Origin of the sequence: Sphingobium sufflavum (assembly GCF_021403115.1) — a bacterium.
GTDB classification, from domain to species: domain Bacteria; phylum Pseudomonadota; class Alphaproteobacteria; order Sphingomonadales; family Sphingomonadaceae; genus Sphingobium; species Sphingobium sufflavum.
On record NZ_JAJSSH010000004.1, the window covers coordinates 90950 to 112290 of the forward strand.

Annotated in this window: 20 protein-coding genes; 6 read left to right on the forward strand and 14 right to left on the reverse strand. The window is 58.9% G+C overall.

Translation table 11 applies throughout. From position 1 onward, the window contains the following. Nucleotides 1-99 precede the first annotated feature (99 nt). From LWE61_RS08060 to LWE61_RS08085, 6 genes are all read left to right on the forward strand, one after another. Complete coding sequence (locus LWE61_RS08060; RefSeq protein WP_234149545.1) at nucleotides 100-744, forward strand: hypothetical protein; 645 nt, start codon at nucleotides 100-102, stop codon at nucleotides 742-744. A 90-nt stretch (nucleotides 745-834) separates the two neighbouring features. Further along, nucleotides 835-1371: a hypothetical protein gene (locus tag LWE61_RS08065; RefSeq protein ID WP_234149546.1), complete on the forward strand. Its 537-nt coding sequence runs from the start codon at nucleotides 835-837 to the stop codon at nucleotides 1369-1371. 87 nt (nucleotides 1372-1458) lie between these two features. Then, complete coding sequence (locus LWE61_RS08070; RefSeq protein WP_234149547.1) at nucleotides 1459-2175, forward strand: MobA/MobL family protein; 717 nt, start codon at nucleotides 1459-1461, stop codon at nucleotides 2173-2175. A 155-nt stretch (nucleotides 2176-2330) separates the two neighbouring features. Continuing rightward, a complete protein-coding gene (locus LWE61_RS08075) occupies nucleotides 2331-2930 on the forward strand; it encodes a hypothetical protein (RefSeq protein WP_234149548.1) in 600 nt (199 codons plus the stop codon). A gap of 46 nt (nucleotides 2931-2976) precedes the next feature. After that, on the forward strand, nucleotides 2977-3300 hold the full coding sequence (locus tag LWE61_RS08080; RefSeq protein ID WP_234149549.1) for a hypothetical protein: 324 nt from the start codon (nucleotides 2977-2979) through the stop codon (nucleotides 3298-3300). A 94-nt stretch (nucleotides 3301-3394) separates the two neighbouring features. Beyond that, on the forward strand, nucleotides 3395-3586 hold the full coding sequence (locus tag LWE61_RS08085) for a DNA-binding protein (protein ID WP_234149550.1): 192 nt from the start codon (nucleotides 3395-3397) through the stop codon (nucleotides 3584-3586). An 81-nt stretch (nucleotides 3587-3667) separates the two neighbouring features. On the opposite strand, the gene LWE61_RS08090 is transcribed toward LWE61_RS08085, so the two are convergent. From LWE61_RS08090 to LWE61_RS08155, 14 genes are all read right to left on the reverse strand, one after another. Continuing rightward, on the reverse strand, nucleotides 3668-6886 hold the full coding sequence (locus LWE61_RS08090; RefSeq protein WP_234149551.1) for a type I restriction endonuclease subunit R: 3219 nt from the start codon (nucleotides 6884-6886) through the stop codon (nucleotides 3668-3670). Beyond that, nucleotides 6883-8004 carry a restriction endonuclease subunit S gene (locus tag LWE61_RS08095; protein WP_234149552.1) on the reverse strand — a complete coding sequence of 374 codons (1122 nt, stop codon included), beginning with the start codon at nucleotides 8002-8004 and terminating at the stop codon, nucleotides 6883-6885. Before LWE61_RS08095 ends, LWE61_RS08090 begins: the two co-directional genes overlap by 4 nt. Continuing rightward, nucleotides 8001-9665, reverse strand: a complete 1665-nt coding sequence (locus tag LWE61_RS08100; protein ID WP_234149553.1) for a type I restriction-modification system subunit M — start codon at nucleotides 9663-9665, stop codon at nucleotides 8001-8003. The genes LWE61_RS08095 and LWE61_RS08100 overlap by 4 nt, the downstream gene beginning before the upstream one ends. Beyond that, the gene (locus tag LWE61_RS08105) at nucleotides 9620-11395 is read right to left on the reverse strand and encodes a restriction endonuclease subunit S (RefSeq protein WP_234149554.1); all 1776 of its coding nucleotides are present in this window, start codon (nucleotides 11393-11395) and stop codon (nucleotides 9620-9622) included. Before LWE61_RS08105 ends, LWE61_RS08100 begins: the two co-directional genes overlap by 46 nt. After that, complete coding sequence (locus tag LWE61_RS08110) at nucleotides 11392-11673, reverse strand: hypothetical protein (RefSeq protein WP_234149555.1); 282 nt, start codon at nucleotides 11671-11673, stop codon at nucleotides 11392-11394. Before LWE61_RS08110 ends, LWE61_RS08105 begins: the two co-directional genes overlap by 4 nt. Nucleotides 11674-11956: 283 nt before the next feature. Continuing rightward, nucleotides 11957-13861, reverse strand: coding sequence for an AAA family ATPase (locus LWE61_RS08115; protein ID WP_234149556.1), 1905 nt, complete (start codon nucleotides 13859-13861; stop codon nucleotides 11957-11959). Next, nucleotides 13858-14370, reverse strand: coding sequence for an ABC-three component system middle component 2 (locus LWE61_RS08120; protein WP_234149557.1), 513 nt, complete (start codon nucleotides 14368-14370; stop codon nucleotides 13858-13860). Before LWE61_RS08120 ends, LWE61_RS08115 begins: the two co-directional genes overlap by 4 nt. Continuing rightward, nucleotides 14358-15356 carry an ABC-three component system protein gene (locus LWE61_RS08125; protein ID WP_234149558.1) on the reverse strand — a complete coding sequence of 333 codons (999 nt, stop codon included), beginning with the start codon at nucleotides 15354-15356 and terminating at the stop codon, nucleotides 14358-14360. Before LWE61_RS08125 ends, LWE61_RS08120 begins: the two co-directional genes overlap by 13 nt. A 343-nt stretch (nucleotides 15357-15699) precedes the next feature. Beyond that, nucleotides 15700-15981: a cytochrome P450 gene (locus tag LWE61_RS08130; RefSeq protein WP_234149559.1), complete on the reverse strand. Its 282-nt coding sequence runs from the start codon at nucleotides 15979-15981 to the stop codon at nucleotides 15700-15702. A 72-nt stretch (nucleotides 15982-16053) separates the two neighbouring features. Beyond that, nucleotides 16054-16329, reverse strand: a complete 276-nt coding sequence (locus LWE61_RS08135) for a cytochrome C oxidase subunit IV family protein (RefSeq protein WP_234149560.1) — start codon at nucleotides 16327-16329, stop codon at nucleotides 16054-16056. A 4-nt stretch (nucleotides 16330-16333) separates the two neighbouring features. Further along, nucleotides 16334-16942, reverse strand: coding sequence for a cytochrome c oxidase subunit 3 (locus LWE61_RS08140; protein ID WP_234149561.1), 609 nt, complete (start codon nucleotides 16940-16942; stop codon nucleotides 16334-16336). A 45-nt stretch (nucleotides 16943-16987) separates the two neighbouring features. Next, on the reverse strand, nucleotides 16988-17782 hold the full coding sequence (locus LWE61_RS08145; RefSeq protein WP_234149562.1) for a hypothetical protein: 795 nt from the start codon (nucleotides 17780-17782) through the stop codon (nucleotides 16988-16990). After that, nucleotides 17779-18513 (reverse strand): hypothetical protein, encoded by a 735-nt coding sequence (locus LWE61_RS08150; protein ID WP_234149563.1) that lies wholly within the window; start codon nucleotides 18511-18513, stop codon nucleotides 17779-17781. Before LWE61_RS08150 ends, LWE61_RS08145 begins: the two co-directional genes overlap by 4 nt. A gap of 260 nt (nucleotides 18514-18773) precedes the next feature. Continuing rightward, complete coding sequence (locus LWE61_RS08155; RefSeq protein WP_234149564.1) at nucleotides 18774-21194, reverse strand: TonB-dependent receptor; 2421 nt, start codon at nucleotides 21192-21194, stop codon at nucleotides 18774-18776. Nucleotides 21195-21341: the final 147 nt, after the last annotated feature.

Consider the following 21341-nt stretch of genomic DNA (forward strand, 5'->3'; position numbering starts at 1 on the left):
GCCGCTTCTTCTCCATCTATCCCAAATCCATGTTCGCGCGCCCATCGCTCTGGCTGCTGCCGGAGACGATGGCGCGCGCCTGCACATCAGGACATGCCCATGACAAACTCCGTTACCTTCGTTTCCCTCGCCATCGCGACCATCGCGATACCGCCCGCAGCAAACCGCGATATCGCGGGCAGCACGCATCTCGTCGGCGCAGGACTGTTGATCGCAACGCGCGATGGTGATCAGTGGCGCTTCAGCAGCGAGGCCGCGACCATCGCAGCCGGGGAGAAGGAGCAGAATCTCCTGCTCTGGCTCGCTGACCGCTTGCCCATCGCAGACACGCTCATCGGATGGCACATCGATCCGTATCAGGTGCCTGCTCTCATCAACGCTGCAGCCGATGCTGATCCAGCCATTGCGCACCATTTCATGGTTCGTCTCGCGCGAGCGCTCCGCAACAATGTCGTTGACCTGTCGATCGACAGCGGCGGCGCTGCGGCGCCTGCTTTTTCGGAGGTCGCTCAGGATGCCGCCATCGCGGCCCCCAGCATGGAGCCGGAGGTGCTGATGGGCGCCTGGTCGACCGGGCGCCTGGATGCTGTTCGGCATGATCTGGCGACGGAAGCTGTGGGCACCTGGCTCCTGTTCCTGCGGCAGGCGCAAGCCGCAGGCATGGACGCGGAGGACGCGACACGCGCCTGGATGCATCGCCGCCATCGCGTCCGCTCCGTGAAGAACGCGCCCGGCGCAGCCTGAACCACAGCAGTCAAAATTGGGAACCGTGAAAGAGCGGAAAATAGAAATCCCCGGCCGACAGGCCGTCATACCAAATAATGGAGTTTAATAATGACAGACCCTTATCTCGCACGGGGCCAGCAATGGGTTCTCGCGCTGCGAAAACTCATGGGCTATCCGCTGCATGCGCCTACGCGTCACTCGACCGCCTTCTGCGCCAGCGGCGAGCGCGACCTGGCGGGCGCCCTGCACATGGCACAAATCGCAGCCGAGATGCAGAAGGACATGCTCAACGTGAGCTTCAAGTCCATCTACGCGCCGGAGCCGAGTTCCGTATCGCTGGCGGTTCATGGACCGCTTTGCATCCAATGGCTTCCGGACTGCGGCTTGTACGCGGCGAGCGAGACAGCAAATGTGGCGCTGCTGCACAAGAACAAGCGCTGGTTCTTCGATGACCGCAATCAGCTCGTCTCTACTTCGCTGCCGCCGCGCCATCGCATCGCGCGTGGCGAACAGGTCGCATGGAGCCGCTGGCGGATCAAGGCTGCCCAGATGGAAGTCTTCGAGCTTGACGGCAACAGCTTCGTGCCCGCCGGTCGACCGCTGAGCGAGGCCGTGGCCGTCGAGAGGCTGCGCGTCGTCAACTGACCTCCACGCCCATCACCCCCCGCGTCACAGCGACGCTCCCCAACGCCGCCCCTCATGGGCGGCGTTGGCGTTTTCAGGAGAATAGAAATGCTCATCACCAAGGATCAGCTCCGCCAGGCTCGCCGCGAACTCGTCGTCCGTCCCCGTTCCGTATCGCGCATGGAGTGGCCGGATTTCAAAGTCAGGCCGATCAGCGAAGAGTGGATGTATGTCGGTCGTATGCCTGCGTATAAATCAGCTGTCGCTAATGTCGCCTATATCCTTCGGGACAGCGAGCCGACCGATCGCTTCGGGCCGATGCCGCAGCGCTTCGCCGAGCGTCGCTATGAGCTGAAAGGCGGCGGCCTGATGCTGCCCGCCAACGCGCCGATCTGGGCAGGGGCTGACCCGTACCGCATATGGCGCGAGGCGGACGCGGCTGCGGTGGCGACGAATGATCCCACGGCTATGTCCGCGTGGCACGTCATGGCCGAAATCCCGCTGCATATACCGCCGGAAAACTGGGTCTGGCTTGTTCAGGGCTTCATCCAGACGCAGCTCACCGACAACGGCGCCGCGGTCGCCTGGGCGGTGCATGCCGTGGAAGGCGGCGAGGATGGCTGGATCATCGCCCCGCATCTGCACATGATCGTGACCGCGCGGCACTGGCGCCATGAAAAGCGCCATGGCCAGCGGCATTTTTCCTGGATCGCCAGCTGGGCGCAGCAGATGCAGCTGCAGTTCGCCTGGCGCAGGCGCTGTATCAGCGCGCGCGATTTCGCGCGGGCGGGGTTCACCGTCAATGACCGCTGGCCGCAAATCTGACGGAATAAGGCGATGTTAAAGACCCATTGGCATGGTCGCTCGCGAGGGGGACGGTGCCGATGGGATGTGTTTCTACATACTCATGCGCTGACCTGCAAAAATTCGGACGCGCTGTCCGAAAGAAACAGGTTCAGCGCATGAGGAGGTAAGACATAATGTCAGCTGCCAAGAAGACTGTTGCGGTCCTGAGCAGGCAGGACGTCCAGAAGCGCATGCAGGATGTCAATTTCAAGGTCGGCGCCCCGGTGTCGCAGGCGGCCGATCATTTCGCGAAGATGAGCCAGTCCGATCGCGGCGATCTGCTCAACGAAGCCGTGAAGCGGGCGCTCACCTCACGCAACTGCCCGGCCAATGTCGATATCGAACAGTTTCTGAACGGCATCCTGCGCAGCCTGGCGTCCGGTATCAACCGGGCGCGGGCCGTCGCGCAGGATGATGGCACCTTCATCCATATGCCCATCCCGGAACTGCTGGCGGCCGTGGGACTCACCAGCATGACCTCGCCGCCGGCGGACGAGGTGCTGGAGATCGAGCGGCAGCGGGCCGTGTTCGCCGGGCTGATCGAGGAACTCGCCGGCCATTCCGAGCAGATGGCGGCGCTGATCGACGCCATCGACCAGGGCATGCGCGGCAAGGACATCGAGGCGACCCTCCCGATTTCCACTCACGAACTGGCCGCGCTCCGCAAATCGCTTAAGCGCCAGGCGGCGCGGCTGCGCGAGTGCAGTCAGGTCGATCAGGAGTTCGAGGCCTGACACGCAAGCCGCCCAGATTGATTTTTAGAAGGAAGGAGAAATGCAAATGACGATGAAGGCACCTATCGGAATGTTGGACGAAGACTATTGCATAGCCCTCGATGAGGCCGATTTCGGAGGCCGTTATTCAGGCGAACGGCTTTATGGAGCGCCGCTGGTTATTTTCGATTCTTATAAAGGAGTCCCCCGCGGCACGGATATCCATCGCGTGATGGGCATGGTCTATGACCTTACCAGTGGCGAGGAGGAAGGCTCCTGCACCATCGTCTGCACGCAACGCGGACATACCCGAGGATTCATCGTACACTTCCCTGACGAAAATCATCAGGTGGAGATCGTGCCGGACGAAGATGAGGATGAGGACGACTAAATTATTAATCTTTTTTGTCGTAGAGCTTTGCTCAGCGACAGGCAGATGTTGCGGTCTTATGGATAATTGGTGAACGGCGTTGCGATAGGGCAGTATGAAGACCGTACTTTCCCGCACCAGGCTCTCGCATTCTCCCCTTTGCCGCAAAATAGCGGATGGTACCTTCTCAAAGCAGGTCGTGACCAACATCGATGGCACCGGCTGCTATGAATCCGCCGTCAACGTGTGCATCGCTAATCTCGCCGCATATATGCAGGACGATGGTGCGATCACGGTAAGCCTGTAAGGCTTGTCAGCCGGTAGTTTTCTCCTGAACGGGATAGATCGGCATGACTCACAATTGGCCAAAATGATTGGCCGACGGGCTTCAATTCAGTGATGCGTCGCCTGCATAATTGTCGTAGATCCATTCATATGTCTGGGCCACTTTGCCTTGCCAGATCACGTCATCGTATGCGGGAGGAAGAGCGTCCAACGATTGCTGGATCGCGCTCCGCACCGCTGCCTTGGCCCGTTCTTTCAGACGCCAATCGAGCACCAGCTTCTCGCGCCTAAGGGTTTCCAGCATGGCCTTGGCGACATGCTTGACCAAGGTAAGTTCGTCGGCGGTCAACTCGGGCTCCGGCTTGGTGAGAATGTCCACGATAGCCAGTTCCTCTTCTGACAGCCCTTCCCGGATCGCCCGGCTTTCCTCATCATCAAGGTCGCGGATGAAGTCCATCAGCGCCTCGAACAGGCGCTCCACATTCAGACTGCCAGCGTTGTACTCGGCGATCATCTCCTGAAACCGTTCGACCAGTGATGATCGCGTCGGGTTCTGCGCGGCGAGTTCCTCCAGCTTACGCTCGATGGCGGTGCGCAGTTTCTGCGTTTGCGTCCGCTTTTGCCCCTGCGCGAAACGCTCGCGCAGCTTATCAAAATCAATTTTCGATAGGTTGAACAGGCCTTCCATGTCGTCGCCAGAGCGAACCGGTGCCGTGATATCGACGCCAAGAATGGCCCCATCCAGCAGAGCTTCGATTTCATCGGCGACACGCTGAATCCGAGCCTTCCTATTATGATCCTCCCGCAGGCCGCGGACTTTTTCGGCCATGACATGAAGTACGGCGGCTTCAACGCGCCACTGATCGGCTGCTGGATCGGGGAGAACGGCCTTAAACAGCGTCCACACATTACCCGCATAACGCAAGAATGCCTGCTGCTCCTGGTCCGTGCCCATGACGGCTTCGACCGCTTCGGCAAGCCGGGCAATCCGGTCAAATCCTTTGGCGCTTACGATACGGGTCGGGTCGACCGAACGACGACGGCAGAAATCCATTGCCTCGTCCACCGCCGTTTTAAGCCTTTCAACAAGCGCCGCCTTGTCTTCAATCGGTTCGGAGCCGTCCGCTGAAGGCTGGGCATAGATTGCCAGTGCCTTCTGCAGGTTCCGGAACACACCTACATAGTCCACGATAAGCCCTGCCGACTTGCCCGGCGCAGTGCGGTTGGCGCGGGCGATCGTCTGCATCAGCGTGTGGTTCTTCATCGGCTTGTCGAGATAGACAGTCGAGCAGGTCGGCACGTCGAAGCCGGTGATCCACATCGCGCAGACGAAGACCAGCCGCAGCGGGTCTGCCGGGGCTTTGAACTTCTCGTCCAAGTCTTCCTTCACAATCCGTTCGCGGTGCGGACGGATGTCGAGGCCTTTAGCCGCCATGTCAGCGATTTCGTTCTGCCCTTGGCTGACCACAACGGCCATGTCCGTTTCGTGCAGCCATTTGAGTTCCGTCTGGGCGGCCTCGCGGGCTTCGCCGGACAGCGACTGGAGGGCCAGGCCCTTTTCAGTCAAAGCAGCATCCCAAGCGGCGCGGACTTTGCCATGCATCCGCACAGCTGTTTCCTTGTCGATGGCGATGAACATCGCCTTGCCGCGATAGCCACGACCCATGAAATGGCGGACGACGTCGTCGGCAATCCGGTCCAGCCGGTCCTCGCGCTTGATAAGGCTGTATTGCCGGGCCAGCTTGCGTTCGAGTGCGCGGTTGTCATCATCGTCAAGGTCTGCCTCGGCGATAATCGCATCGACGGCCTCGTCCAGGTCCCCTGATGTCAGTTGCAGTTCGGGGATGCGGTTCTCGTAATAGAGTGGAACCGTCGCTCCATCCTCGACCGACTGCCTGAAATTGTAGACCGAGATGTAATCCCCGAACACCTCGCGGGTTTTTTCTTCGCCCGCCATCAGCGGCGTGCCGGTGAAGCCGATGAAGGAGGCATTGGGCAGCGCGCGACGCATGTTCGACGCCAGCACGTCATACTGGCTGCGGTGGGCCTCATCCGTCACGACGATGATATCGTCGCGCTGCGACAGCTCTGGATAGGTCTCACCCATCTCGGTCCCGAACTTGTGGATCAGGGTGAAGACGAAACGGGCGTTGCCGGATAGCAGTTCGCGCAGGTGCGCGCGGCTTTGCGCCTGCACCTGCGGCAGCGGGAGCGAGAAGGCCCCGCAGGCCTGGAAGAATTCGGCAATCTGCTCGTCCAGCTCCTGCCGGTCGGTGACGATCAGGAAGGTCCAGCCGCCTGGTCTCGTACGCAGCACCTTCTGCGTGAAGGCCAGCATGGAAAGCGACTTGCCCGATCCCTGCGTGTGCCAGAATACGCCCAGCTTGCCGCCAGCCTTGCCGATCTCGGCCACCGCCTTGTTCACGCCGAGATACTGGTGATTCTGCGCGATCTTCTTGATCAGGCCGTCCCGGGTTTCCTCGAACACCACGAAATTCTCGACAATATCGAGCAGCCGTTCCGGCGAGCAGGCAGCCGTCAGCGCGGTATCAAGGCTGACGACGCCTTTCGCGCCCTCGTCATCGATCCGTTTCCATTCCTTGAAATGGCCCCAGCCGGCAAACGGCGCGCCGATGCGGGCATCGTCGCCGTTGGAAAGCAGGACGATGCCATTGCCCCAGAAGACATGTGGCACGGCATCGCGATAATCGCGCAGGTTCTGGTCATAGGCGGCCTGCGCGCTGCGGTGGCTGGCCTTCAGCTCGATGAACAGCAACGGCACGCCGTTGACGAAGCCGATCAGGTCAGCGCGGCGCTTGTGAATTTCGCTTGCGATCCAGAACTGCTGGGCAATCAACAGGTCGTTGGCCATGGGATTGCGCCAGTCGATCACACGGGCGATGCGCGTTTCGCTGCTTCCGTCGGGCAGCGTAGTGCGCACTTCTACGCCATCGCGCAGCAGGCCCATGACTTCCCGGTTGGCGGCGACGGGGTTCATGTCCGCGCGGCTGCGCATCAGTTCATCGACGACCGCGCTGATGGCATCAGCGTCAAGGTCTGGGTTCAGCCGTTCGATGGCGGCACGAAGCGGGCTGGGGAGCATCGCCTGACGAAAGCTGGGGCGCCCGGTGCGCGGATCGGGCGCGAGCGTCAGCGGGTTTTCGGTGTAGAGATTTTCGTGCCGCCAGCCCAGTTCGACCAACCGGGCGACGGCTGGACCTTCGACCATCTGGCCCTCGCTGAATGCAGACAGTACCCGGCCGAGCGATTCCTCGCGAGTCGGATAGCGCTCGAGATCGTCCGGGGCGGCGGGCGGTGTCATGCGGCAGCGGCCTCCAACTCTTTCTCGGCAGCGCGGACCTCGATTTCGCCGGAGATCAGCTTGGGCAGGAGAAGGTCGCGGGTTGTGCGAAGGTTGATGTTGGCGTCCGCCAACGACCTGGTCATTGAAAACATCGGCTTTGCAGCTCGGCCGAACCTCTCGAGTTGTTCGAGCTGTGGTGATGCAATCTCGAACTGCGCGACCGCTGCACTACTCACGCGTTGCCGCCCCGTTGCCCCACTCATGCTTTTAATCGCGTGCTCCCGGAAGGCGTTCGAGCGCGCGAGACAATAAACAAATTCTGGCGGCACCACGCGTCCGCGCATGACAATGAACTCCGTTGAACCGAACCCCGCAGCGCCGTCCGGAAGGAAATCAACGAATGCCGTCTTTCCGTTTTCAAGACACGGCGTAATTCTGGCCAAGAGTGTGTCGCCATTCAAGAACTTCGATCCTGCATTGCCGTCACGTTCTTCCCAATTGGATACGGCCATCGAATTGGTGGGGACGCATGGCATAGGAAGGAAGAGCTTGCGTCCCTCCTTGGCTACCTTGGTCTTTGGATCAAAATCGATCAATGCATCAATGCGAACAGGTTCAGGCTCTCCAGCATCGGCGTCCCGACCAAACCATTCCTCGAACAGGCGGCGGGCCATGTCTTCGAGGATGGCGATGCGCCGCGTGTTGTTTTCGATCAGGTCGTCATAGGCCGACAGGATTTCGGCGATGCGGCGTTGCATGGCTCGACTAGGAAAACTTCCTATCAAGCCCTTGAGCGTCCCTTGCGTCAGCAGCGGTTGTGCCGCGCCGCCAGCGTGTCGATTCAGATTCGCATGCTTGAGGTAATAGTATGAAAATACGACATCCATTCGGTCGGGCTGCGGTTCGACAACAATCGTGTTATCCGATGCCCAAAACCGATCGTGGCACAGTTCTACAGAGCCGCAGTAGGCACCAACGCGCCCCAGAATGATGGCATTCTCATACATCCAATCCGGCGATTGGCCGATCAGCCCGTTCGAACCGTACGCTGGAAAGTCGCCATCTGATTTAGGCTTGATGGCTTTGCCATTTCGGAAGCGGAAGACATCGGCAAAGGCCGCATCTGACCAACTCACGCCAGCAACTCCGCCACATTCAGCGCAATCCGCCCCTGAAACTCCACCGCCTCCACGTTCAACCGTTCCAGTTCCTCCTGCAAGGCTTCCAGCTTTTCCAGGAAGTCCTCGTCGTCTGCCTCGCCCTCGGCGACGCCGACATAGCGGCCGGGATTCAGCGACCAGCCCTGCGCTTCGATCTCCTTGCGCGAGGCCGCACGACATAAACCGGGGACGTCGCGATAGGCATCAAGCCCGCCCAGCCGCTCACGCAGCAGCGCCTCGGACCCGAAGGCCAATTCTGGCTCATTGCCTCGCCACAGGCGGACGATGTTGGCGAGGAACTCGATCTGATCGTCGCGGAAATCACGGTGGGCGCGGTCAACTTGGTTGAAGATGTGGCGTGCATCAATGAACAGCACTTCGTTCGTCCGGTTGGTGTGCGGCTTGGCGCGGTCGAAGAACCACAGCGTGCAGGGCAAGGTCACCGTAAGGAAGAAATTCGGACCGACCGAGACGATTACGTCCACCACGCCGCTTTCGATCAGCTTGCGCCGGATTTCCGCCTCGCTGCCGCGCGCGTCCGCTGCGCTGTTAGCCATGACGAAGCCGGCGCGGCCATTCTCGTTCAGGGCCGAATGGAACTGGCTGATCCAGATGTAATTGCCATTGTCGGTGCTGGGCAGGCCAAAGGGGAAGCGCGGCTTCACTACCTCAGTCCCGCTCGCTGTCACCGTCTTCAGCTTGGCCTTGTCCACGCCCGACACGTTGAACGGCGGGTTGGCCATGACGAAGTCGAACCCATCGACCAGCGGCACGCCTTTGAAGGCTTCGGGCGCATCGTCATAATAGCTGTTGGTATCAGCGATGGTGCCGGAAAGGCCATGGACCGCCAGGTTCATCTTGGCGAGGCGGATCGTCTCCTTGGTCTTTTCCATGCCAAACAGGCTGATTTCCTTGTCCGGCGCGCGTTGGTGGCGCTTCACGAAGTCTGCAGAATGAACGAACATGCCCGCCGATCCGCAGGCCGGATCGAGAATACGGCCGTGGAAGGGCTCAATGATCTCGACGATCAGCCTGACGATCGAGCTGGGGGTGTAGAACTCGCCGCCCTTCTGCATCTCCTGCTTGGCGAATTCCCCCATGAAATATTCGTAGACATGGCCGAAGGCGTCGCCGTCGATCTCCAGCGGTTGGAGCAGGCGGATCAGCTCGATCAGCGTGTCTTTGGGAATTTCATTGAAGTTCTTGGGCAGAACGTCTTCCAGATCGACATTGTCGCGCTCGATATCTTTCATCGCGTTGTTAAGCGCGCGGCCGACATCGGCATCCTCTGGCAGGTTGAGAAGGTACGAAAACCGCGCCTCGGGCGATAGATAGATCACCCCTTGTGCCTTGTAGTCGTCCGGCCCGGGCTTGATCCGTGAGCCGGGCTTGGGAGCCAGGGTCTGCTCCACGCTCGCGAATTGTCCCTCAGCATAGCGTAGAAACAGCAGGCCGAGCACGGGGCGACTATATTCCGATGGCTTCAGTCCGGAATTCGCACGGAGCTGGTCCGCCATCTTGAACAGGCTGGTTTCAATTAGCTTGGGATCACTGGCCACGAATTTTGTGCTCTCGTTTCTGGTTTGCTTGTTCATGCGTCTTGCTGTTCGGGTGATGTGTTCCAGAATTTCCGCCACAGCGCATCCTGCATGATGCGGAGGTTGCCGATTCTTGCGTCGATGTCTTCCCGCATGGTGTCGAACTCTGTCAGCTGGCCTTCGATCTCAGAGGCTTCTTCCGCATCAGGCACAGGAAGGGTGAGATCCTGAAGCGCGCCGATAGGCAGACTGGGAACGGTCGTGCCGCCTGCCAAAGCCTGAAGTTTTGCCCGCATCTGTGGTGACGACAGGATACCGGCGAGAACACGCGGTTCGCGAATGGCTGAACCTCGCTCCAGTCTGATGATCGCCAGACTTTGGGATACCACAATCTGCGGGGTATCCATCAGTTCGTCGAGGATAGCGCCCATGCCGACAATGCCGACGGCGCCCACATTGCCTTTCACGCTGACAAGGATGTCATCCATCTCAACGCGTACCTTGCCGACACTCAATCTTTCACTGGCCGGGAAGCGAGCTTCCTTGGACGGCACAACGACCTTGCCATCGACGATGTCGGAAACGGCGATTTCCAGGCCGATCACGTCGTCTTCCGACGGATCTCCACGAACAGGTTGTGGCGCGCGTGGGCGCAAAATTTTGGCGATATCGCCCAGTCGGACGGTGTGACGCGCAGACAAAGCTTCGTCCATTCGGACCAGTTCGTCGCTTACGACATAGCGGTTGGGCAGGAGGGTGTAGTTCGCGCCAGCCAGTTCCTGCGTCCCAATGGTACGCGACGGCGCAGACGGCAGGCTTTCAAGGTGCTTGACGATCAAGTCTTCCTGCTCGCGGCCGCTGCGGCTGATGCGTTCCATGCTCCGGCCGTCAATGAAGGTCGCGTCGTGTCTGTCCGTCTGGTCGATTTTCAGGAGGTTGACTTGCACGCCGCTGGCGCGCCCAAAAATGCCCGGCGGTAAGCTGGCGACGGTCAGACCGCCTCGTGTGCAAAGCTGCTCGCGAAATGCGACTTCGTTCCGGCTCTCCCGGAACAGCAGGCCGTCCGCGACGACGGCCACAAAACTTTTCCGCGCACGGTACGCCAATTGCTCGACTTGCCATGCCTCGAACAGCATGCCTGCAGCGGGGCCATCCTTCATGCGATAGCTGAGTGGGGGCACCGCTATCAGGTGGTCATATGCACCGCGCCGTGGGGAGTGGCTTTCGTCGAAAGTGAATGCCCCATCGTCGAAGGGGATGGTTTCGATCGGATTTCTGCGGTCGACTTGCAGTGGACGACCATCGGCATATGCAAGCATCGCCATAATAATTTCAGTTTGCCAATTAGTCACATGAAGCGTGACGGGCCTGATTGTGGCGAGACCCCAGGCGATCGTGGCACTGCCAGCAAACAGGCATGCGACAGTTTCGTCTGCCGGAATGTTAAGTGAGACGCCGATCGCTGTGCCAACGCGAGGGCTGATTGGAATGAAAGATTCCCGATAGCGGGCATCATCGACCAGCGCTTCTAGTTCCACTGTCCAATCGATGGCCGCCGGAACATTAACCGGAAGAAGGCTCTGAACGCCGCGTAACTGCGCTGTAGAAAGATTAATATCTTCAAGCCAGTCGCGAACGCGAGTCAAGGCATCTGCTTCGTTGGTCGGTTGCAGCGTCTGAGCTAACGCCGAAAGCATGTCTGCGGGGTTCGAAACTTCGATCCCCTTGGCAGCTGCGATCATGGCCGCAAGAGCGATGGGCATCGATTCAATGCTGCGAACACCGGTTTGGGTCGACAATGAATGAGCAAGTTTGACGACAAGGCTCACTTGCGGTTGCTCCGGGATTTTGGACGAGCATAGGCCGTGACCAATGCTCCACCAGCTTCGACGACGGCCAAACCTCCCTTGTCGAGAGCCTTGAGGACTGTTGACCGCAGCATTTCAACTTCGGCTTTGAGCTTGCAGAGATCTTTCCGGTCGAGTTTGCAGGCATCCCCATCCCAGTGTCCGTGCGAAAGGACCAGGTCGACCAACGCACCAGGAATGCCACGCTGATTCATGCGAAGATCCATGTGCCGAGTTACATTGGCCTCAAAGTCACCCATGATCTGATCCCACGCTGTTTGATGCCACCCTCCATCTCACAACATTATCCGCAGTTCAAGCGGATAATGTTGTGAGATGGAGGCTCCGCTGCGGCATTATGGAGACTCGAAACGGGGGGGCTCTATTTGACAGAGGCGGACTGCGGAATCTGGTGGTGTCGACTTCGCCTAGACGGATGTCGCAATCGCATTTGCGTAGATTTCTGTCGTCCAGTCGCGATTTCGCGGCGCCAGAGCCGGCGCTCCTACTGATGATTCGGCCATAGAACCCATAGACGTCTGGTTATGGCTGCTCCTCACCGGGAACAGCTTGGCCCGGAGGCGGCGGAGGCGGGGGGAAGAAACCCATACGACCGTCATTTGGATCGCCGGTGAAGAGATGCGTCGTGATCGATGGAACCAGCGCAGTCGGCGGATCGCTATTCTCCAAAATGATGAATTGTGCTTGATCAGCGAGGCTGGCGAGGTGCCGATAAAAGCCCTCGTGCAAGGGCGTCGCGGCAAGTGCCTTTTCATCAGCGGCCAATTCGCCATAGCGCGGCACTTTGATCGGCTCGCGATAAGTTAGAAGCGGTGTGTCGAGGATCAGGATGCCGGGATGAGGGAGGCCCCGATCTTGGCAAAAGAGCAATGTGGCGACCTTGAACGCCGAATGCAGGACGGCTCGAACGCCCTTGCCATTGGCGCGGCGCTCCTTGCCGTTGAGCCAGATGTCCTGGCTTTGCGAATCGAATGAGACGGTCGGATCACCTGGAAAGCCCCAAGCCTTCAGGACTTCGGCTACCTTCACCGAAAATTCGTGGCCCGTCGGCCCATCAATGCCCACCGTCAGATTGAGCTTGGCTGGCGCGGGCGCGCTCGAGATTTGGGACAGTTGGACCGCGAGGCGATCGCGATCCTCGTATAATTTCAGATTTTCGCGAACTTCATCGCGCTTTTCCAACCGCTCCTGATAGCCCGATCGCAAATGGGCTTCTTCAGGCCTGAGGGCTGCCAGCAAACGGTCGGCCGCGGCGATCCGTCGGGCGACACGCTGGAGGTCGTCAGCGTGGCGAATGCCATCTTGTTCGAGCAGATTGATGGTGCTGGTCAAATCCTGACGTTCGCGGTCGATGCGGGCAACTTCGGCGCGGGCCGTTGCTTTGGCGCGCTCGACGTCGCGCTTGCCGTCATGATGATGATGCTCAGCTTCCGCGCCGCAGAGCGGGCAAGGTCGGTCAAGGCGGGCCAGCAGCAGATGCCCCCCTTGTTCGAGCGCGTTGAGCCGCTCGACGTCGGATTCGTAAATTTCCATCAGCCGCGCAAAGCGCGCCAGGGTGAGTTCAACCTCTCGAGCTTGCGCCGAAGTCTTGTCGCGCTGGTCGATTGCCAGCCTGCGTTCGCTGGTGGCAGCGTCGATGCGCTGTTGGCGAAGGGCGAGGTCGCTCTGGAGCGTCTGCAGGCTTGCCTCCAGCTGCTTAGACTGATCCGCCAGCTGTTCGCGATCCTTGCCGACCGCATCGATCTGTTTGTCGATATCGGCGATCCACTGCTCGATCAGCTCCTTCTGACCTGCTTGGCGGGCTTTGCGGATCTTCGACGGGATCACAGGGACGACGGCGGTATCGTCGCGTCCGGTCAGCATCAGCCGGAAGGCATTTTTCTCATAGGTGGCGCTATCGCGCTGCCCGGACAGGATGGGGCTGCGCTGCTCGATGATCGCGCTCTCATCGACGAAAATGAAGGGATCGAAATTGCGCAGCGTGAAATTATTCTGCTCGCCATTCTCATTTCGGACGATCTTACGACCGTCGATATCAAGATAGGCAAGGATCAGATAGGACAGGGTATCGGTCCGGTTCGCTACATGTTCGGCAACCAGGACTTGGGAGGTCGCGTCGTCGGGGACCTCGCTATGCAGGCCGTCATACAGCCGAAACGCGCCGCCCTTGATTGCACGGTACAGGGTCTTCGCGCCGGAGCCGGGGAGATCAAGACCAAGGAGCGCAGCCTCATAGCCGTCCATATGCTCGTTGGCGCTCGGTGGGGTCGAGCTGCCGAGCATATATTTCAGAGCCGCGAGTGTGAATGACTTGCCGGTGTTGGAGGCGCCGTAGACGACGTTCACGCCATCTTCGAAGCGGAGCATTGCCACCGGCCGGCCTTCGCCGACAAAGGCAAGATGGCGCAGGATTATCCGCCCGCTCATGCCGAAGGCTCGTGCAAAGTTTCGGCACCCTGAAATTCAAGGGTCCAGCGGCCGAGACGATCATGGACGATCGACCGGATCACATCTTCGGCCAGATCCTTGAAGTGGCCTGCCAGCCATTGAGCGCGCAGTTTCAAGGTGCGCGCATAGGGGGCGTCAAGCAGGTCGACAAAGGAGGGCGATTCGTCACCGGCAGCGAAGCGGACACCGTCATCACCTTCGATGACTGTGACGAGATCGGCGTGGAGGAGAAGCTGGATGCCTTGGTCGACGAGATGGCGGCGGACCAGCAGTTCGCCGCCGCGCGATGGCAGATCGGGATGGAGGCTGTCCGGTCCCTCGATATCGGCGGTATGGACGACCAGATGATCGAACCAGGTCAATTCGCTCATCGAACAAGTTCGGGGATGCAAGGCGTCGAGCACGACCAGTGTCCGCAGGCCGGTTTCGAGCGGGCTGTTGAAGAGCAGTACGTCCTCGCTGAGCGGTGCCGCTGTCATTTCAACCATGGGAGCTTTCCATCATTGGCAAAATGATGGCAAACGCCCTGTTTGACTGGCACCCGGGCGTAACGCTGCAAAACCCCTGACACCTCGACATTTTTGGCTTCGATCATCACTGCCGCGATCTTGGCCATCGTGTCTGCATGGGTGAGACCATGCGTGTCATAGACGCCGTGAAAGATATCTTTCTCAAAGGTGGCGAGCACGGCCGGCTCGGTGCTGTCTCGGTAATAGCGCTTAAACGCTGCGGCATCGAAGAACCGGTCGCGCTGGACGCGAAAATGCTCGCCGAACTCTCCATGCAGTAGGGCTTCCTCGCCGCTCGCAAACTCAGGCGCGCCGCGTTCCTTATAGGCGGCAAGGAGCTGAGCCACATAAGCGGCCTCCTCGGCCTGCATCTGGTCCGGCGCTTCGCCGACCGGCGCGTCGCCGGGGTCGGCTGAGAACCAGCTGACGAGGGCGGGCTTCATCGCCTCAGTGCGCACCAACTTGCCGGCCTCCAGGAGGGAGACCTTCTCGAAGGCGAAAGCATCTATGACCTGGCGGATTGCAGGGGACAAGGGATGATGCTCATTCTCGACCAGATGTGCGGCGCACCAATTGTCCCACTGTTCGATCAGCCTGGGCGCTATCGTGCTCGGTGTCGCGATGAGAGCCCGAGCTGTGCGGACCGCGCCGCGCGGTGCGACGAAGATGAAACGATCAGGTGGCGGGAAATGACCGGCGGCGCTGTGGAAGAAAATCTTGGCGAGCTCGCGCAGCATGGCAGGTTCGCCTAGTGAATTGCGCAGCTGCTTGCATTGATAATTATCCCAAGGGCCATCGAACCGCGCAGTGCTATGATAGCCGACGACGTCGCGGCCCATGTCACCTGGGCCGGAGAAGCGGTCGCTGTCGGGATAGCGCGACCGCATCGACGCGACCCAATCGTCGATCAGGCGTTCGAGATCGTCACCGTCGAGCGCATAGATCTGCGCTGCGTAATTGATCACGCGTGCCCCCGGTCAACCCTTTTCTGGACCGTGCATAGCAGCACGAACGCGCCAATGGGAGAGGGATGCGCGCCCTTTTGGATGGTCAAATATTAGGGCACGATGCTGACCAGCAGCTTTGCACAGGCTGAACGGCAACTGTTATCAGGACGGGACATTCACCGAAGCTGACCGGGACGACCGAGCCTGGTCGGGGGCTGTGGGTGGCCTTGCGCCACATCCCGTCGTTCGAGAGCGACTTTCGCGCCTTCAGAAGCGGACGTTCGGCTTTGGCAGTTTTTATTGGACTGGGGACAAAAGGGCATTCGAGCCACAATGGAACGAAGGGGTGGACCGCAAGCGGTCATTGCGGGCTCAGCCAAGCCGCGACGATGTACGCGACTATGGGGGCGCTGGAGAAGATGTCCGGGTTGCGCATTACCCGGACAGCATCACCATATTTCAACACCATCCAGTGGCCGCCGTTGCGCGGTGTCCAAAACAATGGCGGTGCCTCCTCGACCAGCCGCAGAATGCGCTCGTGCGGATCCGTGAGAAGGCCCCGATCATTGTGGATGTCGAAATCATAAACCAGCGCCGCAGGCACATGGGCCGGACAGGTGGCTAGCGCTTGGGCATCCGACATGGCGACAATGCTCCTGAAATTGGCGTTTCGTGAAGTTCTCTTGGTACACTGCCCTGTCACGGACAGCGGCTTTCAAACGATATACGCAGTGGTCAGGGCAGCTATGAACAGCGCAAGGAGCGCATCGCTCATGTGTCGCAAGCGTGCCGGAGCATGTCTGACGTCCATGAACTCGCGAAGGATTACACGAACCTTCACCGCAGTGATGGCTATCGCACCAAAGGCCACCGCCAGGTCAGGCTTCAAAGGGCCAGTTCCATGGTGGGCGCCAATCCACCAGGCGAGGAGGGTGACGGCCGATAGGCCGAACCAGCTCAGGAGGAGCCGGCTCTGGGTAGAAATCTGCATCACATCACCTCATGATATAGAGAAGCGCAAAAATGATCACCCACAGGAAATCGACCATGTGCCAGTAAGTGGCGCAAGTCTCGACGATCTCTTGGGAACGGCGCCTTGGACTCGATAGCTGATAGATCGCAACGCCGAGAACGATGAAGCCTACCAGTACGTGCAGCAAATGCATTCCGGTCAGGAAATAGTAGAAGGAAAAGAACTCATTACTGGAAAAATACAGTCCTTCGCCAATCTTGAGCGACCACTCGTAAAGCTTCAGGGCGAGGAAGGTGAGTCCGCAGCCAACGGTTAGCCAGACATTGGCAATCGCGCCGCTAAAGTTGCCATTCCGCGATTTCTCGACGGCGAGGGCGATCGACCAGGAGCTGGTCAGGAGTATGAGTGTGTTGATCACACCGAACAGCAAGTTCAGATGAGACTGCGCTTCAAGAAAGGCCACGCTATTGGCCTTGTAGCTGTAGGTGTAGACAACGAAATAGGAAAAGAATGTCAGAGCCTCGATCAGGACGAGGATCCACATATCAGGCTGGCCCGGTGTGGAGGGCACCGTCCCGACGCCGGCCTTGCCAGGGGCGCGGGACAGACTGTCACGTGCGGCTTTTGTCATGGTTAAATCTTTCTGTGCTGGAGCGCAGGCTAAATGCGGGCCGCATCATCGAAGGTCGGGGAGAGGCAGCTTCTCCTGGTCCTGCTTTTCGATCATCGTCTTGAGCAGCGTTATGAAGCAGCCAGTGTAGATACCGAACACCACCATGTTGATATTGAAGGCGATCATTCCGTTCCAGGCGAACGGGCCTTCTTTCATGATGCAACAGGTTGCAACGACCACCTCCGTAAGTGCGTTGCAGATGTTGAAGTATCCGAACCATTTCGGAAGGATGCTATTTTTGTCGAGCAGAATGGCGACTGCCCAGATGACCGACCCAATCAGAAATATGCCCATCGTGCCGCTGAATGACAGAAAGCCCATGTCATAGAGGAGACCGATCAACTTGGGATCGCGGTCCGGACGCAACGCACCGACCACCAAGGCAATGCAGGTCAGCAGCATGCCTGGCACAGCTGCCAGCGAATAGATGATCAGATAGATGTTAGCAAAGACCGGGCTGACCGACATGCGACGCATTGAGTAGCAAATCAGGGCCGTCGATGCGATGCTGAGCGCACCAATCAGGAACATGATGCCGAATCCGAACAACAGCCCAAAGTGGTTTTCGTTGAACCACCACATGATCTTTGGGAGATCCCACCATGCCTTTGGCGGCGGCTGTGTCCGCGTAATGAGAAAGAATACAACGCCGAAGATATTGTAGAATACTACAATCGCGTACCATGCCAGCCATTGCTCGATATTCGGGTTATGACGCCAGTTCCACGCGATCTTACCGATTTTGGATAATGGCACCGGCGGGACGGCCAGCGACCCATTCATCGGGATACTGCTCATATTTCGGTTCCTTCTTCACGGCGCTGGCGGTGAATGGTGCTGCCGATCGTGAAACCGGTCACGATGATCCACAGGGCGATTGCGATGTTTTTGACCCAGAAGGAGAGCAGCCCGTCCCACGCCAACGGTCCATCGAGCGCCATCGTGGCGAAGGCCGCCGGTGCCAGCGCAACCGCAGTGAGCAGGTTGAAGTGTGCATACCAGGTCGGGAGGATCTTCCGCGTCTGCCGGTCAAGGTAGATGGCGAGAGCAAGGAACACGCTTTGCGCCACGAGGAAGCCCACTTGGCTTGTGAAAGTAACCCAAGCGAGATCGTTGAACAGCTGGATCAGGGACGGATCGCGTTCAGGGCGAAAGGCGGCGAGCAGCCAGTATAGATCGGCCATGCAGAAGAGCGTTGGGCCACCAGCAATACAGCCGAGAAAACAATAGCTCATGATCGGCGTATTGTGCGCCATCCGACGCATCTGCGAGGCGATCAGCGCCAGGAACGGAATCAGGGCGACACCGAACCAGTTGAACACAATCATGCTGTAGCGGATGCGGGGAAGATTATCGGGGTCGCGATAAAAGGCGGCGACAGCATCAGCTGACAACGTCGGCGACATCGGGTGCACGAAACCTGGGAAACCAAGGAACGCTAGAAACCAGATTATACCGATGACCGGCAGCGACCATAGCAGCAATAGCTCTCCATCGACGCTTGCCCTTTGGCTAACCAGATTTGTCATCACGGGACTCCATTCGATAAATTCATGTCGGGAAATGCAGTCGAAACCGCACCGGGGGGGGGGCGCCTCAAAGGCGGAAATATGGCGATTGGTGATGTTTGGCTCGAAATGCCCGCGCTGCGGATCCGGACCACGGGTGCGCCACAATTCGCTCGCTCCGGAACCGGACACTCGACGCAAAAAAATGGGGAGGTCTCTGACAAGACCTCCCCACCAATGCACCTGAGTATCGGGGAGGATACGATGCAGGCTGCATTCGATTATCGAGATCCGAAGGCGACGCGCAGGTTCAATCCGAACTCACGCGGCTGCGTCATCGAAACAGCGAAGTAGCTGCTGTTAAAGACACGACTTCCCGTCGGGGCCTGAGCGACTTCGCGATAGGCCGTGAAGGTTGGACCATTGCTCCTGGTCAGGACTTTTTCGAGGTTCGCAACATTCTTTACGAATGCCGATATTTCCCAGGATCCATCGTGCGCGCGCACGCCTGTGTAGAGGTTGAGCAGGCCATAGCTGCTGATGTTGTCATAAGAATTTGTCGGGTCACCCTGGGATGCGCCGGTGAACGTGAACAACCCGCGCACATAAGCATCCAGCCGATCGTCGAGGGGCAGATTATACTCCGACTGTATGTTCGCGCTGAATGGAGAATTGAAGCCCGACCGGGTCGAAACGCGACATCCAGAAATGTCATTGGAACCGGTCGCAGCCCTCAAATCAGTCAGGCTCGGTGCGGAGCCAGCCCCATCAGGCGTGCCGTCGCTATTCAGGTCATTGCACGGGATAAGGCCGTTCTGGATCTTGCCCAATGAGTAGGCCGCATTGACGCCAAGATTGAAACGCGAGGAAGGCCGAAACTGAATTTCCGCTTCGACGCCGTTGATCTCGATCGGAACCGCGCTGACAAAATTGAAAGCACTTACGCCCTGAACCAGCGTGGGCGGCGTTGTCGCCGTGTTAGCCGACGTATTGATGAAGTACACCCCTGCGCCGGGAGCGCGATAAGGATAGTTTTTGAACGTCTGATGGAAGCCAGTGACATTTACGTTCAGTCGCCGGTCGAACCATGACGACTTCACGCCGGCTTCATAGGATTTGGATGTCTCGGGTAGAACCTGCAAAAAGCTGGTTTCGAGGGCAGACCGTTGGAGGTCCGAGTTACCCACCACGTCGATTTGCGGGCGCCAGCTGCTGCCGGTGCTGGCATAGGCCATGATGTCGGGTGTGACCTGATATTTGACGGATGCCGAGTAGATCCAGGCGTTGCTGGACGGATGAATATCCTGAAGCACGGCATTGAACGCCGGGATAGTCAGGCGCTTGGTTTCATCGAAGCTGATGTAGCGAACACCACCAGAGATTTCGAAGCTATCTCCCAGATGCGCGGTCACATTGCCGAATAGCGACTTTTCGATGGCCCGGCCCCGACGCTGAACCAGAGTTTTGGCGGGATTTGGGGTTGCCGCTGGCAGGGCGTTGCCGAATGCTGTCAGGAAGGTATCTGTCGTGATGTCTGACGGTGGTGTGCTGCGGCGATAGAAGCCTCCGACCACATAGTCGAACATATCGAAAACGCGGGTCTCGTTCTGGAGACGCAGTTCGTGGGTCCAGTCTGTCGCGTCGGTAACAGTGAGCTGGCCGAAGTCCCGCCCTGGGAAGGCGTTGGCGCTGTCACCATTGTTTGTGCCGGTATTGAAGATGTTAGACTGAAAACGGTTATACGAGCCGACATAGACGAGCTGTTGGCCCGCGAAGGCGTAGCGCGCCTGCCAGTTCACCGTGTCATATGTCTGGTTCTGGGTGGAGGGAAGGTCGGCTATGCCGAGGCGATCCTTGGCGGAAATGAACAATGGACTGGCGGCCGCTCCGGGGATCACTTCGGACAGCGATTCAACCTGCTCCCATCGCCGGGCCTTCAAGTGAAGGTGCTGGTACATGACGTCGAACTGGAGCGAACTCGTCGGTTCGACGCGAAGCGATATCCGGTACGCTTCTGTTTTCGAGATTGGCTTGCCAGGTGGAGTGGCGGGCTTGACGAATGTTGACCTATTCTCGTCATACAGGCCGGCGATGCGGAGAGCGGCGACACCCTTTATTAGTGGAATATTGACGGCCGCGTTGGCGTTATAGCCTCCCATGTCCGTTGCCGTGAAATTGCCATACCCGCCGTAATCATAAAGGTCAGGCCGATGTGTGGTGACCGTGACCGAGCCGGAGGGAGACGCGCGGCCACGCAGCGTGCCTTGTGGTCCACGCAGAACCTCGATCTGGCCGATGTCGAATACGGACTGGATCAGGGCGCCCGCCTGGATCGAAGCGTCGTTGAAATAGAATTCGACCGTGCCATTGTTGCCGCTGGCAAGGACGTCGAAGTTGACGCCACGGACAGAAGCATTTCCGCCGATACCGGTGGAGCTCGTGCCAAGCGATAAGCCAGGGACAACCGTCGAGATATCGCTGAACTGGCGCAGGTTCAGTTTCGCCAGTGTGTCCGAGGTCACGACGTTAACGACCGTCGGCACGTCCTGCACAGATTCCTGCTTTCGCCGTGCCTCAACAACAATTTCTTCCGATTCTACGCGGGCGCTCGCTCCCTCCGACTGGGCGGATTGCGCGAAAGCAGGGTAAGCCCATGCGAGCGAAATCAGTCCGCTACATGCAATTAAGTGATTGGTTTTCATATAGATAACCTCCCCGTTTTGTTTCGTTGAGTTGAGCGAGCGTCCATGTGCTGGACATCGTCGCCGCACAACTGTGGATAGCGAAATGACTTATAGAACACAATATCCTAAAAGTGCAATCAGGTTGCAAAAGTGTGCTGAGGCACT

Bases quoted from the DNA above. Each gene is read 5' to 3' on its own strand.
- LWE61_RS08060 (WP_234149545.1), top strand. From the start codon at position 100: ATGACAAACTCCGTTACCTTCGTTTCCCTCGCCATCGCGACCATCGCG.
- LWE61_RS08065 (WP_234149546.1), top strand. From the start codon at position 835: ATGACAGACCCTTATCTCGCACGGGGCCAGCAATGGGTTCTCGCGCTG.
- LWE61_RS08070 (WP_234149547.1), top strand. From the start codon at position 1,459: ATGCTCATCACCAAGGATCAGCTCCGCCAGGCTCGCCGCGAACTCGTC.
- LWE61_RS08075 (WP_234149548.1), top strand. From the start codon at position 2,331: ATGTCAGCTGCCAAGAAGACTGTTGCGGTCCTGAGCAGGCAGGACGTC.
- LWE61_RS08080 (WP_234149549.1), top strand. From the start codon at position 2,977: ATGACGATGAAGGCACCTATCGGAATGTTGGACGAAGACTATTGCATA.
- LWE61_RS08085 (WP_234149550.1), top strand. From the start codon at position 3,395: ATGAAGACCGTACTTTCCCGCACCAGGCTCTCGCATTCTCCCCTTTGC.
- LWE61_RS08090 (WP_234149551.1), bottom strand. From the start codon at position 6,886: ATGACACCGCCCGCCGCCCCGGACGATCTCGAGCGCTATCCGACTCGC.
- LWE61_RS08110 (WP_234149555.1), bottom strand. From the start codon at position 11,673: ATGGGTGACTTTGAGGCCAATGTAACTCGGCACATGGATCTTCGCATG.
- LWE61_RS08115 (WP_234149556.1), bottom strand. From the start codon at position 13,861: ATGAGCGGGCGGATAATCCTGCGCCATCTTGCCTTTGTCGGCGAAGGC.
- LWE61_RS08120 (WP_234149557.1), bottom strand. From the start codon at position 14,370: ATGGTTGAAATGACAGCGGCACCGCTCAGCGAGGACGTACTGCTCTTC.
- LWE61_RS08130 (WP_234149559.1), bottom strand. From the start codon at position 15,981: ATGTCGGATGCCCAAGCGCTAGCCACCTGTCCGGCCCATGTGCCTGCG.
- LWE61_RS08135 (WP_234149560.1), bottom strand. From the start codon at position 16,329: ATGCAGATTTCTACCCAGAGCCGGCTCCTCCTGAGCTGGTTCGGCCTA.
- LWE61_RS08140 (WP_234149561.1), bottom strand. From the start codon at position 16,942: ATGACAAAAGCCGCACGTGACAGTCTGTCCCGCGCCCCTGGCAAGGCC.
- LWE61_RS08145 (WP_234149562.1), bottom strand. From the start codon at position 17,782: ATGAGCAGTATCCCGATGAATGGGTCGCTGGCCGTCCCGCCGGTGCCA.
- LWE61_RS08150 (WP_234149563.1), bottom strand. From the start codon at position 18,513: ATGACAAATCTGGTTAGCCAAAGGGCAAGCGTCGATGGAGAGCTATTG.
- LWE61_RS08155 (WP_234149564.1), bottom strand. From the start codon at position 21,194: ATGAAAACCAATCACTTAATTGCATGTAGCGGACTGATTTCGCTCGCA.